The sequence below is a fragment of the Alphaproteobacteria bacterium genome, from assembly GCA_015231795.1.
Classification (GTDB): Bacteria; Pseudomonadota; Alphaproteobacteria; order Rhodospirillales; family WMHbin7; genus WMHbin7.
In genome coordinates this window covers 370,840-385,877 of sequence record JADGAX010000001.1, presented here as the reverse complement: position 1 = coordinate 385,877, position 15,038 = coordinate 370,840, and the positions used below count along the sequence as shown (strand labels likewise).

Genomic DNA, 15,038 nt, shown 5'->3' with positions numbered 1-15,038 from the left:
TGGCGAACGATTCACGTTTATCTCCGGGTCACCGGGGTGACTCGGAGATAAACGATCCTGCGCCAGGGCCGGAGCCGTCCTCATTTCCCTTCGCCGGTCAAGAACTTGCCTGGCTCGAAGGTTACTTTCACGCCTGCGAAAACGCCGATGCCGCCGCTTTCGGCATAGCCATAGGCGGATTCGATATAGCTGTCTGTTAGATTGTCGACGCGACCGAAAAGCTGGAAATTGTCGGTGACGTCATAACTGCTTGCCAGATCGATCTTGAAGTACTCGCCATTCTTGACCGGATATCTGGTTGTGGTGGACGAGCGCGATTCGTGAAAATCCGTCTGGTAAGTCGCCGACATGTTCACCTGCGCCCGCTTTTCAAAAAATCGGTAGTTGACGTTGCTGCCGATGGCGTGGCGTGGCCTGCGGGTCAATTCCTCTCTTTCCGCGCGGCTGTAAGCGCGGGTGTAAGTGTAATTCGGCGCCACAGACAGCGAACTGCCGGACTCGTCGAAAACCTGATAGTTCAAGAAGGTCTCGACGCCGTAGGTGGTGGCCTCGCTGACGTTCTGGTACTGCGTGGCGGAACTGACATACTCGATCAGGTTTCGGATGTTGTTTTGAAAATAGGTGGCGCCGGTCTTCAGCTTGCCGGTCAGAAATTTCTGCTCGAAGCCAACGTCCCAGCCGCGGCCTTCCTCAGGCAGCAGTTCCAGATTCTTGGTGCCGGATGGATAATATATCTGATAATGCGACGGCGCCTTGAAGGTGGTGCCGTAAGATCCTTTCAGCGTCGTATTCGTCGGCAGATGATAGGCGGCGTTGCCGAAATAAGTGGGGTGCCAACCGGCGGTCTGGTGGTCGGCACCTCGATATCCACCGGTCAGGTCAAGCACGTCAAACAGTCTGGTCTGGTGTTGAATGTATCCTGCGTTGGTCCACACTTCGGTATCGGCGGCGATGCGGCCACCTTGCTGATAATATTTTTGCATATAGGTTTCGCGCAGCGTCTCGACGCCGATTGTCGTCGTGTTGTTCTGGTTGAACTTCAGATCGTTTTGCCAGGAAAAGCTGGTCGATGACGAGTCGTAGCCTGTGCAAAGCGGCGCAGGCTGGCCGGTCGTGCATCGCGTGGTTGTGCCCCCGGTGTTCCACTGGTCGTTGTTCATCATCGACGCGGTCGCCGTTTGGGTCCAAAAGCCGTCGAACAGGCCCAGCGTCCCCTTTACATGTCCGGAATCGACATGCTTGTACTTGCCGCGGTTGGTGTCTTGCGTGCCGCCGCCGGTGCGGGTTCCGTCAAGGTCGGTTTCGAAATCGGTATGGGCATACCTAGCTTCGATTTCGCTGTTGTCGGTGGGCGAAATGCCGATCTTGGCTTGGTAGGTGGCGTTTTGTGTGCTGTCCCTTTCCGTGCCGAAATTTCGGTCGCTGGAGGCGATTGACCAGCCGCCCGTAGAGAAGCGTGAGACGTTGAGATTGTAATCATAGCGTTCGCCGCCGCCGGTTACGCCCAGGCTTTCGCGGTCGGTGTCGAAGCTGCCATATTCTCCGGTCAGCGTCACCTTTGCAGGTCCCTTGCCCTTCTTGGTGACGATGTTGACCACGCCGCCGATGGTGTCGGCGCCCCATTGCCCGGCCGAGGGGCCGCGCAGAATCTCGATACGCTCGATATTGTCCGTTTGCATCCAGTCGAAATCGAAGGTGTAGGAGGATGGGTCCTGGAAGTTGGCGCGCTGGCCGTCGATCAGTACCGTGGTATGGTTCGAATTAGTGCCGCGCAGATTGATTTGCGACGATCCACCGGCGCCGCCGAAGCGCACAACGCTGACGCCAGGGGTGGCTTTCAACAGTTCCTCTACTTTGCTCGTCTGCTTGGCCTCGATTTTCTGGCTGTCGATGACGGTGATCGAACTGCCGGTGCGGTCGAGCGAGGTGCCCGAGCGGGTTGCCGTAACCCAAACATCATCGAGAACTTCCTGACCATAAGCCTGAGCGCCACAGCCCAATGCTGGCGCCAGCAAGGCGGCGATGCGCATTGTCTTTTTCATCTTGATCCCCTCAAGTACCGCTTCAGGCGAAAAACGCGCCTGAAGAATCATCCTGTCGCCCCGCAACTCCATTTACTGGAGCGACGCAAGGCCGTTCATATTCCAGGAATCAGGCTTGAGGAGGGGCGCGGGGGGCCGATGAGCCGGTAAGTCGTGGGGAGGCGGCTTCACGAATGTCGCTAGCAGGAAGGATGGCGCCTGAAGCCAGCAAATGGGCTTCGGCCAGAACGAAAGTCGGCGGAACATTGACGCCGCCATGACACAGAGGCAGACAGAAGACGCAAATTTGATCGCTGTCGTGGCCCTTGTCGATGGGGACGCCGCTCCGATCGAATTCGATCATGCCAGCCGCTGTGCAGACGACATAGGCGCCGCGTCCGTCATTCAACGCATTTGCCATGGCAGGCATTGGCAGCAGGGCGCTGGACAAGACGTTGAACGAGAAAATGACCAAGCCGAGCCAAGCCACGGCGCGTCGGCGCGTCGTTCCTGCTCTGTGTGAAAAACGTTGCTTGGTCCCCGTCATGAGGCGGAATTTGTGACGCGCCGGACGCGCTGTCAATCGTCATATTGCAACCGGCGATTCTGGTTGACCTGGATCAACGCTTTGCCTTGGTTTGTGCGATTATTGATCGTCATCCCAAGGAAAAACCACCCAGACCGACTGTTCGATGTCTTCGGCGAACAGGTCGAGAGAGGGCGCGCCCTTGGGTTTGGCGTAGACGGCGGCGATAAAGGCATGCGGCAAGAGCTTGCGAGCCAGCCTAGCCGTCACGCCGCTGTCGGTCAGATCGTCGATGACCAGCCAGCCTTGTCCGCCATCCGCCATCGCCGCCTTGGCTTTCTTTAGCACATGGGCTTCACCCTGACGCTGGCCGTCGTAACTGGCGATGGACAGGGTTTCGATCTTGCGCAGGCCCAGTTCGCGGGCAACGATCATGGCGGGGACCAAGCCGCCCCTGGTGATCGCCACCAAACCGGCCCAATCGCGCCCCATATCTTTCAACCGTTTGGAAAGTTTCAAGGAATCATGGTGGAAACGCTCCCATCCCAGGTGGAAAAGGGCGGTCTGACCGGCATTTTCATGGCGCGTATCTGGCATGATCCAGTTATAGCAAGCCAGGGAAAGCCCTGATAGTCTTCCGATCCATGAGTTTGAAAAGCGATCTTCCCACGGCCCGGTCAGGCTCGCCGCTCCATTGGAGCGGCGATGTTTATGATGACCTGGGCATCGCCCTGTTGGTGGCGGCGCTTATTCTGGTTGGGCTGTTGTTCGGCGATTACGGCATTACCCATGACGAGGCGGTGCAGAACGAATATGGGCGGATGATTCTGGCCTATTACACCTCGTTCTTTCAAGATCGCTCGGCGCTGGAATATCTGGACCTGTTTCATTATGGCGGCTTCTTCGATCTGTTGGCCGCCATCGCCAACGAAGTTTCGCCGCTGGGCGTTTTCGAAACGCGCCACCTGCTGGGCGGCGTGCTGGGCGTCGTGGGTTTGGCCGGAGTCTGGCGGCTGGGGCGTCTGTTGGGCGGTGAGCGGGCCGGAGTCCTGGCTCTGGTCCTGCTGGCCCTGACCCCGCCTTTCTGGGGTCATATGTTCAACAATCCCAAGGATGCGCCCTTCGCCTCGGCGATGCTGTGGGCGCTTTATTATCTTTGCCGACTTGTCCAAGAATTGCCCATGCCCTCTCGTTCGGCGCGCATCGGTTTTGGCATCGCGCTGGGCGTTGCCATGGGCATTCGGGCGGGCGCATTGCTCATGCTGTTCTATCTGGGGTTGGGCCTAGGGCTGCGTCTGCTTGGCCTTTACATCCGCTTGAAAAGCCTAAGTCTTCTGTGGCGCGAATCCCTGGTCATGCTGCGCTCGATCCTGATGCCCTTGGCGCTGGCCTATGCCGTGATGGCCGTCCTTTGGCCCTGGTCCTATCAGGACTTCCTGAACCCACTGCGCGCCCTGTTGGGCTTTTCCACGCTGGGAATTGGCATCAAGACCAATATGGGCGGGCAGGTCTATACGGCCGATCATCTGCCGGCCTCCTACATTCCCGGTTATCTGGTCGCCACCTTGCCCGAGATCGTCCTGGCGGGATTGGCCGTTGGCGCCGTTATGTTTTTGTTCTGGCTGAAGGATCGGCGCCATGGGGTGCCCTTCCCACAAGGCAGCATGAATTTATTTCTGACCGCCCTGACCGCTCTGTTTCCCCTGTTCATGTTCGTTCTCATGCGCCCCACCGCCTATAACGGGCTGCGGCATTTCCTGTTCGTCGTTCCTCCGCTGGTGGTGCTGGCGGCCTTTGCCTTGGACAGGGTGTGGGAATCGCTGTGGCGCTTTCATCATTGGTTTGGGCGGGGCTTCACGGTCATCTTGATGGGGCTGATGGTCGTCCTGGCATGGCAAATGGCCATGCTGCATCCGCATCAATACATCTTCTACAACCAATTGGTGGGCGGGGTGGCCGGGGCCGAAGGCAAGTGGGAAATGGATTATTGGAGCAATTCGCTGCGCGAGGCGACGCTGGCGCTGGCTGATTACGTCGATAATGAGCAGGCCGAACTGGGCGGCGAAAATAAGATATGGAAAGTCGCGGTATGCGGCCATGCTCTTTCCGCTTATTATTACTTTTCGCCACAACTGGTCTATACGAAGAGGCTGGAGGAGGCCGATTTCATGATCACGTACACCGTTGAGGACTGCCACAAGAAATCCGAGGGGCGGACCATCGCCAAGATTCAGCGCTTCGGCGTGCCGCTGGCCCTGGTCAGGGATCGGCGCTATCTCTCCATTCACGGCGAAGGACGCTAGGACGCTATGAAACGCACTTTCTTGCTGCTGATCGGATTCATCGTGGCCGCCGAACTGGCGGTGCTGGGCTGGGGATGGCCCAATCGCGAGCGAGAGACAGGGCCGGATGTCGCGGGCCAGATCGCCAGCATGTCGTTTGCGCCGTTCCGCGACGGACAAAGCCCGCTGACCCAGGTCTATCCGACGCGCGAACAGATTGAAGAAGACATGGCGCGCCTGAAGGGATTGACGCGTTCCGTGCGCACCTATACCAGCCGCGAGGGCATGGAGGCGGTGCCGCCGCTGGCGGCCAAATACGGCATCAAGGTCATTCAAAGTGCTTGGATCACCAGCGACACGACCGAGAAAGGGCGCAAGACCAACGACGCCGAAATCGACTCGCTAATTCAGTTGGCGCATGATTATCCCGATACCGTCGAGCGCGTCATCGTGGGCAACGAAGTGCTTCTGCGGCGCGATCTGACGCCCGACAAGCTGATTTCCTACATCCGCAGGGTGAAGGCCAATGTGAAGCAGCCGGTCTCCTATGCCGATGTCTGGGCCTTTTGGCTGAAACATCCCGAAGTGGCCCAGGAAGTCGATTTCATCACCATCCATATCCTGCCTTACTGGGAAGACGAACCCGTGAGCGTCGATGGCGTGGGTCCGCATTTCGAGAAAATCCACCAGATCATGAGCCAGGCTTTTCCCGGCAAGCCGATCTTGATCGGCGAGGCGGGATGGCCGACCCAGGGCCGCCAGAGGGGGCCTGCGGCGCCCGGCAATGTGAACGCCGCCAAGCATCTGCGTTCGCTGGTCGAGACATCCATCAAGAACGGTTTCGATTACAATCTGGTCGAGGCCTACGATCAGAATTGGAAATACAATCTCGAAGGCACGGTGGGCGCCAAATGGGGGCTGATCGATGCCGATCGCGCGCAGAAATTCCCGCTGGTGGGAGGGGTTTCGGAGGATCCCGCCTGGAAATGGAAGGCTGGCTGGTCGATCCTGCTGGCCTTGCTGCTGCTGGCGCCTTTCCGGCGCGATCTGCTGGAGGGCCGTCTTGTCCTGGCTTTGGGAACCATCGTTTTCGCCCAATTGCTGGCGGCGTTGTTCGTTCGTTACGCCTCGGTCTCCTGGGGGGCGGCCTTCACCCTATGGACGACGGCCTCTCCTCTGATCGTGGGGGCGGCGCTGATCGTGCTTTGTCTGGGCAGCGTGCGCCAAGCCGCCGCCTGGACCGCGGAAAGGCTGGAAGCGCCGCCCTTATGGCTGCGCCGTCTGATGGCGGTTTTCGCCGTCTATGCCGTGGTCATGGCGGTGGCGTTGGCCCATGACGGACGTTATCGCGACATTCCTGTTGCGCAAATCGCCATCCTGGCGGCGGCGGTTTTGGGGCTGGCGGCCATGGCCAAGCTGGCCGGGGCCGAATGCCGCAACGCCTTGTCGGGCCTGACGGCCTTCGGCGGTGCCAAGGGTGATCGCTGGCTGGCCGTGCTTTTGCCGCTGGCGGGAGCCGACAGCCTGGTGGGCGAGGGCCTTGCCCTGATCGGCGACGATTTCGTCAAAATGCATCCCAGCTTGAACGAGCAGATTCCGCTGATCCTGGCCGGGACGGTGTCCAATTGTCAGATATTGGTTCTGGCCGGTCTTCTGGTTTTGCTGTCGGCTCCGCATGTCGCGGCGGTGATGAAGGCTAGAGCAGATCGTCTTCAATAGAAGCCGTTAAACGGCTTTGATTGAAGACGTGAATCTGCTCTACCTATTTGTTTTAGCGAACGATTCACGTTTAACTCCGCGTCACGGAGTGACTCGGAGTTAAATGATCGTGCGCTAGGGCCGAGAAAACCTAACCCTCTTCCTTTCCCTTTTCGTTTTCATAGCGCTTCAGCTTGCGCCAGAGCGAGGCGCGGTCGATGCCCAGCACCTTGGCGGCCAAGGTCTGGTTGCCGCCCACTTCTTCCAGCACCCACATGATGTATTCGCGCTCGCGCTCCTCCAGCGTTTGCAGCCGGTTGCTTCTGGCTTCGCGATTGGCGTGGCGCACGCTGGGCGGCAGATGGCGCGGTTCGATGGTGGCGCCGTCGCAAACCGCCACGGCGCCCCTGATCACCGTATCCAGTTCACGCACATTGCCTGGATAATCGTAGGCGGCCAGCAGATCGAGCGCGTCGTCCGAGATGCGAAGCAAGGTCTTGCCGTTTTCCGCGCACGCTTTGCCCAGAAGATGCAGGGCCAGCAGGGGAATATCGCCGGTGCGTTGAGACAAGGGGGGCAAGGTCAGGGTGACCACCCGCAGCATCAGATGCAGGTCTTGGCGAAAGACGCCGTCCTTGACCGCCCCGTCCAGATCGGCCGAACTGCTGACCAGCAGGCGCGGCTTCAAGGCGTGCGCCTCGTCGCCGCCGGGCTGGTCGAGCGCCATGGCCAGTCTTGCCTGAAGAGCGGCTGGCAGCATTTCCACTTCCTCCAGCAGCAAGGTGCCGCTCTGAGGGGCCTGGCTGCCGAACAGCATGGCTTCCAGGGCCACGTTGTCATGGGCGCTGCATCGCAGGATTTGAAAGGGCGCATCCGCCTGGGCGCCCAACTGATGCAGGGTTCTGGCCAAAGCGCGCCGCCCGGTTCCCTGTTCGCCCAGGATCAGGACCGGGCAATCGAGAGCCGCCACCTGTCTGGCGGTGGTCAGCACGCGCTGAAGGGCGGGGGTGCGGGTCAGAAAGGCTTCGTCGCCGGTTTTGCTCTCGCTCATGGCTGCCAGGGACTGTCGGCGCTTCACGCGGTCCAGGGCCTCGGCCACCACGCGGCGCACCTCGTCTAGCCGGTAAGGCTTGGCGACATAGCTGAAGGCGCCCTGGCGCATGGCCTCGACGGCGCTGTCGACGGTGGCGAAGCCGGTGATCATGACGACCTCGGTCGAGGGCGAAAGTTCGCGGCAGGATTTCAAGACCTGCATGCCGTCGATGCGCTCCATGCGCAGATCGGTCAGGACGACGTCGAAACTTTCCTTGCCGATGCGCGTGATGGCAGCCTGGCCGGTCTGCGCGCAAACGACGTCATAGCCCTCCTTCCTCAGCACATGCTCGAGGTTCTTGAGCGCCACCTTCTCGTCGTCCACGATCAGCAACCGGCCCTGATCCGCCATTATGCCTCCTTCAGGTCTGGCCGATAGTGTTGTCATCAAGCGGAAGTCGGATCAAGAACTCTGTGCCGCCCTCGGGGGGCGAGGTCACCGATATCGCGCCGCCATGCTTTTTCACGATGTCGTGAACGATGAACAGACCCAGGCCGGACCCCCGACCGACCTCCTTCGTGGTGAAGAAAGGATCGAAGATATGCGGGAGGTCGGCGGCGGGGATGCCGCTGCCGTTGTCGGCCACCTCGATCATCGCGATCTTGTCTTGCGTCCAGGCGCGAAGTCGAACCCGGCCTTCGGCGCCGCAGGCCTCGGCGGCGTTTTTCAGCAGATTGATCAGCACTTGTTGCAGCCGCTGCCGGTCGGCGGGCAGGGTCAGATCGTCGGGAATGTCCATGTCGATGGCGGCGCCGCTTGGCATCTGGCCGCGCACGAAGGACAGCGTTTCTTGGGCCAGCGGCTTCAGACCCACATGTTCCTTCATGAAGCGCTGATGGCGGCTGAAATCGAGCAGCGAGGCCACGATGCGCTTGGCCCGTTCCGTCTGCTCGTCCATCTGCGCCAGATGCCAGCGCAGGAATTCCGGATCGGCGTCCTTTCCTTCCTCAAGAAGAATCTGGCACGAGGTCGAGATGTTGGACAGCGGGTTGTTCAGTTCGTGGGCGACGCCTGAAAGCATGACGCCCAGCGAGGCCAGCTTCTGCGAAACCAGCATTTGCTGGCTGCGCAACTCCAACTCGCCCAGCACCCGGTTGAACGCATCCGTCAGCGAACGGATTTCCGCATCATTCGAAGGAAGGTCGATCTGCGTCATGCGTTCGCCCGCTGCGATTTCCTCCATGCGCCTTTGCATTTGGCGAAGCGGGCGCGTAACCCTTAGCGAAACCAGCGTGCCCGATATCAAGATCAGGGCCAGGCCACCGGCCACCACGCCGATCAGGATGTAGCGGTGCAGCGTCATGGCGCGGTGCAGATCGCTTCTGCGCCAAGCCGCCAACTGATGAGCCGCCTCGGTCATTTCCTTGCCAAAAGTACGCAGCATAGCTTCGTTGGCGTCGGTAGGCTTCTTGACGAAAACATCCAGCGCTTGACTGTAGCCTTCAAGCAAGGCTGCAAGGCGGGGGCCGATTTCCGGCGCATCGATGACGCTCAGAATTTCGGCATGGCTGTCTAGCAGGCGGGATGCCTGGCGGACATAGAAGGCGTTTTGCTCCAGATCGCTCGCCCCCTGGTAAAGAATGTAATTCTTCTCGAAGCGCCTAGCCTCCATCACGGCATCGACCAGCGAATACAAGGATTCCTCGGTCGCCAGATCGCGTTCAAGCCGCCACAGTTCGTAGATGGCCGCCAGCGACAGTGCGAACACGAACAGGCCGACGGCCAGATAGCCGAAGATGATTTTTCTGCGAAGCGAATTCATGCCCGGCATGGTGGCATGCTGGCCGCAGGCGGGCAAGACGGCAGGTCTGTTCTCAGGCCTTGACCACCAGAACCGGACAGGCGGTCTTGCCGATGACGCGTTCGGAAACGCTGCCCACCAGAACCTTGTCGAAGCCGGTACGCCCGTGCGTGCCGGTGATGATCAAGCCGGCGGCCTTGCGTTGCGCGGCTTCCACGATCACTTGATCGGGTTCGCCGGGCAAAGCCTCGCCCTCCGCCTCGATTCCCTGATCACGCAAGTAAGCAACGATTTTGGCCACCGAATCGCGGCCTTCCTGCTGGCGCTTCTCATTGTGGCTGGGAACCAGGGCCGTCACCACGCTGACCGCCGTATGGCAGCATTTGGCGACCATGCTGGCCGTTACGGCCGCCGCGTCGCTGAAGCGCGATCCGTCGGTGGCCAGCAAGATGCGGCTGGTCCACATCTGGGAAGCCTGGGGGACCACCAGAACGCTGCAGGGTCCCTTGCCGATCACCTTGACGGTGGCGTCGCCAACCATCAGCCGCGCCAAGCCGCGCCTTCCGCGCCGTCCCATCACGATCAGATCGGCATTGACCTTGCGCGCCGCATCGATGGTCTCGCGCGAGGGTTCGTCGCCATGGCAAAGGATGGGTTCGCAGGCGATGCCTGCCTCTTTGGCCCTGGCCACGACGGATTCCAGATGCGCGCGGGACTCCGCCGCCTTTTGGGCCACCAGTTGCGGCGCAATGGTTTCATATTCGGGATTGGTTTTCACCATGGTCATGGCGAAAAGTTTGGCGCCCGACTTGACGCCGACCGCGATGGCAAGCCGGACAGCGCCTTCGCTGAATTCGGAGCCGTCGCTGGAGACCAGGATTCTATCCATGCGGGCCAGGGGATCGAGCGAGGACATGCGGTAATCTCCGTCAGTGGCCGATGACCAGGATGCCCGAGGCCCCCAGGATAAGGACAAGCGTTTCAATCACCAAAATGGCGGTGAAAACGCGTTCCCCATTGCGAAAAGGAATCGGAATGATGCGAAAATAGCATGCGATGGTCACCGCGGACAGAAAGGCGATGCCGATGAAGTTCAGGAAGTCGCCATGGCTGATCAGCTTGACCCAGCTCCAGCCGGTGCCGACGCCCGTGGCGGTCAAATACTGATTGACCGGCATGGACCAGTAGTTCGGCAGTTCGTTCAAGGGAACCAGCGGCGACAAGATTCCCGAAACATACAGTCCGAACGAGACGATCAGGAGCGCCATGCCCGCCTTCATGCCGATATCGAGCAGGTTGGCGTAGATAAGCTGCTCTTGCGAAACGGCCAAAGTTTGGGGCTGCGAGACCGTTTCGGTCGTTTTGGCGGATGCGACGGACGGCAAGGTCATGTCCATTGGTCTTACTCCTTTAGATTCCCAGGCCCTTCAAGAGGGCGCGTCCCCCGGCCAGCAACAGCATGCCGATCACCACCTTGCGCACCACCGAGGCGTTGGTGCGCTTAAGCAGACGCACGCCGACCAGCGACCCCAGCATGATGCCGATGATCGAGGGAACGGCGATGATGGCCAGAACCGCGCCCTGGTTCAGATAGACCCAGGCGGCGGCGGTATCGACGATCGACAACATGAATTTGCTGGTCGCCACAGAAACCTTCAGCGGCGCCCCCATCAGCAGATTGAGCACCGGCACATTGGCCCATCCGGCGCCAAGCCCGAACATGCCCGCCATCAGGCCGATCACGACGAACATGGCCAAACCCTGCGGCGTGCGATGCACTCGCCAGTCGACGCTTTTGCCGGAATAGGCGTCGGTAAAAACGCCGTTCATTTTCAGGGCCGCCGACAGGCTGTCGGCCTTGGCGACTTCGGGGAACTCCGACTTCTTGGCCAGGAACATCAGAACGACGATGCCCAAAATGGTGGTGCCCAGCGCCAGTTGCACGACATTGGTGGGCAAGGCCAAGCCGATCATGGCCCCGGCGATGGCGGATGCCGAGGCCAGCAAGGCCAAGGGAGCGGCCAGACGCAGGCTGGCCATGCCGCTGCTCAACAGGCCGGGGCCTGCCGCCAGGGCGCCCGCCAGCGCCACCAGCAGACCGGCGCCTCGCACAAAATCGAGATGGAAGGGGAAGAATCCGCCAACGATCGGCACAAACAGCACGCCGCCGCCCACGCCGCCCAGAACGGCCACGATTCCCAGGAAGAAGGTGACGACGAATAGCAAAGCGGCCCAGCCCCACCAGGGCAAGCCTTCCTCGGCGCCGGTTGGCAGGTCGGCGGCCAGGGCGAGGTCGGCGTTCAACAAGATCAAGGTGAAGGCGGCCAGGGAAAGGATGCGCAGCAGAGGATGCGGATGCAACTTGGATTTCCTTTTTTTCTAAGGATGTTGCCCAATTTGTCTCCCTGCGGCCCATATTGATTGCCAATGGCCAGGGGCGAAGCGAGACCGATAATTTAGATATCCGTGATATTCCTGTGCGACCTACCCGTCAACAGGAATGTTGCAAAATACAACATCATCGGAATGGGTGTCGCATTGCGAAACGCAATAAGGCGGAACCGCTCGGCTCCGCCTTGAACAAAAAAGTGGAAGAAAAATGTTTTGTTACAGACCGTTGGGTGGAGCCAACCCCTGAAGAACGGCTTGGATGTTGTCCAGCGCCATCATGCCCATGGCATTGCGGGTTTCGGTGGTGGCGCTGCCCAGATGCGGCAGTAGGAACGTGTTTGGCAGTTCCCGGTAGCCGGGATGCGCCTTGGGTTCGTTTTCATAGACATCCAATCCGGCTGCGGCGATGTGGCCGGATTTCAGGGCGCCAATCAGAGCGTCGTCGTCGATCAGGGGGCCGCGCCCGGTATTGACCACGATGGCCCCTGGTTTCATCAACGAAATGCGCCGTTCGTCCAGAAAATGCCAGGTCTCGGGGGTTGATGGCGCGTTCAGGGACAGGATGTCGATTCGCGCCAGCATCGCTTCGGGATCGGGGCAAAAGGTAGCGCCCTTTTCCTGGTCGGGAGGCAGGCGGCGGCGGTTGGAATAGAAAATGGACATGCCGAAGGCGCGCGCCCTGTCGGCCACGGCTTGGCCGATGCGTCCCATGCCCAGAATGCCCAGGCGCTTGCCAGCCAACTCGCAGCCCAGCAGTTGGGTGGGCGTCCAGCCGGTCCAACTGGCGTCGCGCATGATCATTTCGCCCTCGTGGGCGCGCCTGGCCGCGCCCAGGATAAGCAACAGGGCGATTTCTGCCGTGGCGTTGGTCAGAACGCCCGGCGTATGGGTAACCGCGATGCCGCGCTTCTTGGCAGCCGGAAGGTCGATATGATCGTAGCCGACCGAGAATGTGGCGACGATCCTGACCGATGCGGGGAGGAGGGCGATCAAGTCGGCGTCGATGCGTTCGGTGGGAGTCACCAGAAGGGCGTTGGCGCCTGCGGCCAGTTCCAGCAACTCCTTGCCGCTCATCGGTTTGTCTTGCTCGGGAATCCATGCGTCGAATTCGCGTTTGATGCGTTCCTCGACCGTTTCCGGCAGGCGGCGCGTGACGATCAGCCGATGTTTCATAGCCTATGCCTTCTGCGTGAATAGACGATCCAGCCGACGCCGATCACCTGCAAACCCAGCATCAGGCCAAACGAAGCGGCGTAGGCCTGGCTGTCGTAATGGCCGTTCTCGGCGGGCCACAGGCCGATCACGGCGCCCATGCCCCACTGGCAGGCAAAGGTCGCGGCGAAGACCAGCAGATTGAAGCTGGTCGCCACGCGCCCAGCCATGTTGGGCGGGAAAAGCTGATTGAGGCTGGCATAGTTCAAGGCCCCCGACGTGCCCAGGAAGCCGAACAGCAGGCAAAGCGGCAAGGCCAGCGACGTCGCTTCCAAGACAAGGGCCAGTTGAACGAGTAGGAACAGGATCATTCCCGCCAGGGAAATCGCGAGAGGGCTGATCTTGTGGCGGCGCAGCCAGTCGGCGAGCAGCCCCATCGAAACGAAGCCCAAGGCGACGGCGCCGGCCATGGCGAACAGGTGGCCCGCCACTTCCGGGCGCGAAAGACCGGCCACATCGCGCAGCCAAGGCCCCGCCCACAGACCCTGAATGCCCATGAAACTGGCTTGGATCAGCGCCGAGCCGGGGGCGATGCCCCAAAAGACAGGGCTTTTGAAAATGATTTTCAGCGCTCCGATCTGCTGGCTGACGCTTTCATTCTGGCCCGCGCCGCGTTCCGCTTTGCGGTCGGGCATGACGAAGAAGATGACGGCGGAAGACAGCAGCGTGGCCCCCGCCAGCAGCAAGAACAGATTGCGCCAGCCCGTATGCTGCAAGGCGAATTCGACGGGGGCGGTGGCGGCCAGCGCCCCCAAACCGCCGCAACCCAGTAACAGGCCGTTGACCAGCGGCAGGCGTTCGGCGGCGAACCATTGCGTAAAGCCCTTCATCGAGGCCATCAGGCAGGCGGCGACGCCCAAGCCGATCAGGCCGCGTCCGAAGATCAGCATTTCCTTGGCCGAAGCCAAGGCGAAGACGGCGGCTCCCAGGGTTGCGATCAGAAGAAGGGCGGCTTCGACCCGTCTGGGGCCGAAGCGGTCGAGCAAGATGCCCAGCGGCAATTGCGCCATGCCGAAGGTCAGAAAATAGGCGCTGGTCAACAGGCCCAAATCGGCGGGGGACAGCCCAATTTCCGAGACCAGATCGGGGGCGATGACGGCATTGACCGATCTGTACAGGTACGACAGGAAATATCCCCCGGCGAAGGGGAGAAAGACGCGCGCCGCAAGGCCAAGGGGGAGGGGCTGAAACGACATGGGCGCCCATTATGGACGCCCATGCCTGTTGGACTCAATGACTCTAATTTGGTCTTAGCTTTTGCCGTGCAGTTTGCGAAACAGTTCCGGCGCCCGCTCGGCATATTCGCCGACATGTAAATCGATCGTCTTATCCAGATCGTCGGTGATGGGCAGGCCGTAAACATGCTGGCGAACCGAGCGATAGAAGAAATGCGAATGCATCGACCAGTAGGTTTCGATTTCCGCGGGCATCAACGGGGTTTCGGTCGGGCTGGGCAGGCCTGCCTGATGGCGGATTTCGCCGCAGATCGGCAGCACGGCGCGGTGCATCAACTCCTGGATGCCTTTTGTGTTCAAATCCAGCCCCTTGAGACCAGCGAACAGAAAAATGCGAACGCCTTCATACGTGTAATAATTCTCGTAGAATTGGCGATAAAAGATCTTCAGCCGATCCTTCAACGGGCGCGACCGGTCGGTGATCAGCGAGTCCCAGGCCAGGTTCCAGCGGTTCAGATACACTTCCTGGTAGACGCGGTCGATCAGGCTGCTTTTGTCGGGAAAATAGCGGTAGAGCAGGGGCTGTGTAACCCCCAGCCTTTCGGCCAGCGCCCGAGTCTGCCCCTCGAAGCCGACTTCGGCAAAGAAGCGGATGGCTTCGTCGACGATCAGCTTCTCGCGTTCCTGGCGGGGAAGGCGCTTGCGGGCGGGAAGATCGGGGTTATCGGCAACCAGCCTGACGGGCGGACGGACTGGTGACATGGACAGCGATTTAGTGAGCATTTTTTGATCCCTCAGTAGAGCAATACTTTTGATTGCTTGTTTGATAAACAATAGGGTTGGCTACTTATCTGCGTCAAGTGTATTTAATCGAATTAATTTGAAACCAGTCGCTTTCA

At 60.3% G+C, this 15,038-nt stretch carries 13 protein-coding genes; 2 read left to right on the top strand and 11 right to left on the bottom strand.

Annotated elements, in window-relative coordinates:
• Nucleotides 1-80 precede the first annotated feature (80 nt).
• The 3 genes from HQL44_01775 to gpt form a co-directional block, all read right to left on the bottom strand.
• Nucleotides 81-2,042 carry a TonB-dependent receptor gene (locus HQL44_01775; GenBank protein ID MBF0267297.1) on the bottom strand — a complete coding sequence of 654 codons (1,962 nt, stop codon included), beginning with the start codon at nucleotides 2,040-2,042 and terminating at the stop codon, nucleotides 81-83.
• A 109-nt stretch (nucleotides 2,043-2,151) separates the two neighbouring features.
• Entirely contained in the window at nucleotides 2,152-2,568 is a 417-nt protein-coding gene (locus HQL44_01770) for a hypothetical protein (GenBank protein ID MBF0267296.1), read from the bottom strand.
• A 99-nt stretch (nucleotides 2,569-2,667) separates the two neighbouring features.
• Nucleotides 2,668-3,144, bottom strand: coding sequence for a xanthine phosphoribosyltransferase (gene gpt / locus HQL44_01765; protein MBF0267295.1), 477 nt, complete (start codon nucleotides 3,142-3,144; stop codon nucleotides 2,668-2,670).
• Between the two features lie 47 nt (nucleotides 3,145-3,191).
• Between gpt and HQL44_01760 the strand changes: the two genes are divergently transcribed.
• On the top strand, nucleotides 3,192-4,850 hold the full coding sequence (locus tag HQL44_01760) for a glycosyltransferase family 39 protein (GenBank protein ID MBF0267294.1): 1,659 nt from the start codon (nucleotides 3,192-3,194) through the stop codon (nucleotides 4,848-4,850).
• A 6-nt stretch (nucleotides 4,851-4,856) separates the two neighbouring features.
• A complete protein-coding gene (locus tag HQL44_01755) occupies nucleotides 4,857-6,548 on the top strand; it encodes an exo-beta-1,3-glucanase (protein ID MBF0267293.1) in 1,692 nt (563 codons plus the stop codon).
• A gap of 130 nt (nucleotides 6,549-6,678) precedes the next feature.
• Here HQL44_01755 and HQL44_01750 read toward each other — a convergent pair whose 3' ends face one another.
• The 8 genes from HQL44_01750 to HQL44_01715 form a co-directional block, all read right to left on the bottom strand.
• Nucleotides 6,679-7,971, bottom strand: a complete 1,293-nt coding sequence (locus HQL44_01750; GenBank protein ID MBF0267292.1) for a sigma-54-dependent Fis family transcriptional regulator — start codon at nucleotides 7,969-7,971, stop codon at nucleotides 6,679-6,681.
• A 10-nt stretch (nucleotides 7,972-7,981) separates the two neighbouring features.
• On the bottom strand, nucleotides 7,982-9,391 hold the full coding sequence (locus tag HQL44_01745; protein ID MBF0267291.1) for a HAMP domain-containing protein: 1,410 nt from the start codon (nucleotides 9,389-9,391) through the stop codon (nucleotides 7,982-7,984).
• A 43-nt stretch (nucleotides 9,392-9,434) separates the two neighbouring features.
• Nucleotides 9,435-10,277, bottom strand: a complete 843-nt coding sequence (locus HQL44_01740) for a universal stress protein (GenBank protein MBF0267290.1) — start codon at nucleotides 10,275-10,277, stop codon at nucleotides 9,435-9,437.
• 13 nt (nucleotides 10,278-10,290) lie between these two features.
• Nucleotides 10,291-10,692: a hypothetical protein gene (locus HQL44_01735; protein ID MBF0267289.1), complete on the bottom strand. Its 402-nt coding sequence runs from the start codon at nucleotides 10,690-10,692 to the stop codon at nucleotides 10,291-10,293.
• A 79-nt stretch (nucleotides 10,693-10,771) separates the two neighbouring features.
• A complete protein-coding gene (locus tag HQL44_01730) occupies nucleotides 10,772-11,707 on the bottom strand; it encodes a sulfite exporter TauE/SafE family protein (protein ID MBF0267288.1) in 936 nt (311 codons plus the stop codon).
• Nucleotides 11,708-11,968: 261 nt separating this feature from the next.
• On the bottom strand, nucleotides 11,969-12,925 hold the full coding sequence (locus tag HQL44_01725) for a D-glycerate dehydrogenase (protein MBF0267287.1): 957 nt from the start codon (nucleotides 12,923-12,925) through the stop codon (nucleotides 11,969-11,971).
• Nucleotides 12,922-14,160, bottom strand: coding sequence for an MFS transporter (locus HQL44_01720; GenBank protein MBF0267286.1), 1,239 nt, complete (start codon nucleotides 14,158-14,160; stop codon nucleotides 12,922-12,924). The genes HQL44_01725 and HQL44_01720 overlap by 4 nt, the downstream gene beginning before the upstream one ends.
• A gap of 54 nt (nucleotides 14,161-14,214) precedes the next feature.
• A complete protein-coding gene (locus tag HQL44_01715; protein ID MBF0267285.1) occupies nucleotides 14,215-14,922 on the bottom strand; it encodes a TetR/AcrR family transcriptional regulator in 708 nt (235 codons plus the stop codon).
• Nucleotides 14,923-15,038: the final 116 nt, after the last annotated feature.

Excerpts from the sequence above, each read along its gene's own strand:
- HQL44_01775 (MBF0267297.1), bottom strand. The coding sequence starts at position 2,042 with ATGAAAAAGACAATGCGCATCGCCGCCTTGCTGGCGCCAGCATTGGGC.
- HQL44_01770 (MBF0267296.1), bottom strand. The coding sequence starts at position 2,568 with ATGACGGGGACCAAGCAACGTTTTTCACACAGAGCAGGAACGACGCGC.
- gpt (MBF0267295.1), bottom strand. The coding sequence starts at position 3,144 with ATGCCAGATACGCGCCATGAAAATGCCGGTCAGACCGCCCTTTTCCAC.
- HQL44_01760 (MBF0267294.1), top strand. The coding sequence starts at position 3,192 with ATGAGTTTGAAAAGCGATCTTCCCACGGCCCGGTCAGGCTCGCCGCTC.
- HQL44_01755 (MBF0267293.1), top strand. The coding sequence starts at position 4,857 with ATGAAACGCACTTTCTTGCTGCTGATCGGATTCATCGTGGCCGCCGAA.
- HQL44_01750 (MBF0267292.1), bottom strand. The coding sequence starts at position 7,971 with ATGGCGGATCAGGGCCGGTTGCTGATCGTGGACGACGAGAAGGTGGCG.
- HQL44_01745 (MBF0267291.1), bottom strand. The coding sequence starts at position 9,391 with ATGCCGGGCATGAATTCGCTTCGCAGAAAAATCATCTTCGGCTATCTG.
- HQL44_01740 (MBF0267290.1), bottom strand. The coding sequence starts at position 10,277 with ATGTCCTCGCTCGATCCCCTGGCCCGCATGGATAGAATCCTGGTCTCC.
- HQL44_01725 (MBF0267287.1), bottom strand. The coding sequence starts at position 12,925 with ATGAAACATCGGCTGATCGTCACGCGCCGCCTGCCGGAAACGGTCGAG.
- HQL44_01720 (MBF0267286.1), bottom strand. The coding sequence starts at position 14,160 with ATGTCGTTTCAGCCCCTCCCCCTTGGCCTTGCGGCGCGCGTCTTTCTC.
- HQL44_01715 (MBF0267285.1), bottom strand. The coding sequence starts at position 14,922 with ATGCTCACTAAATCGCTGTCCATGTCACCAGTCCGTCCGCCCGTCAGG.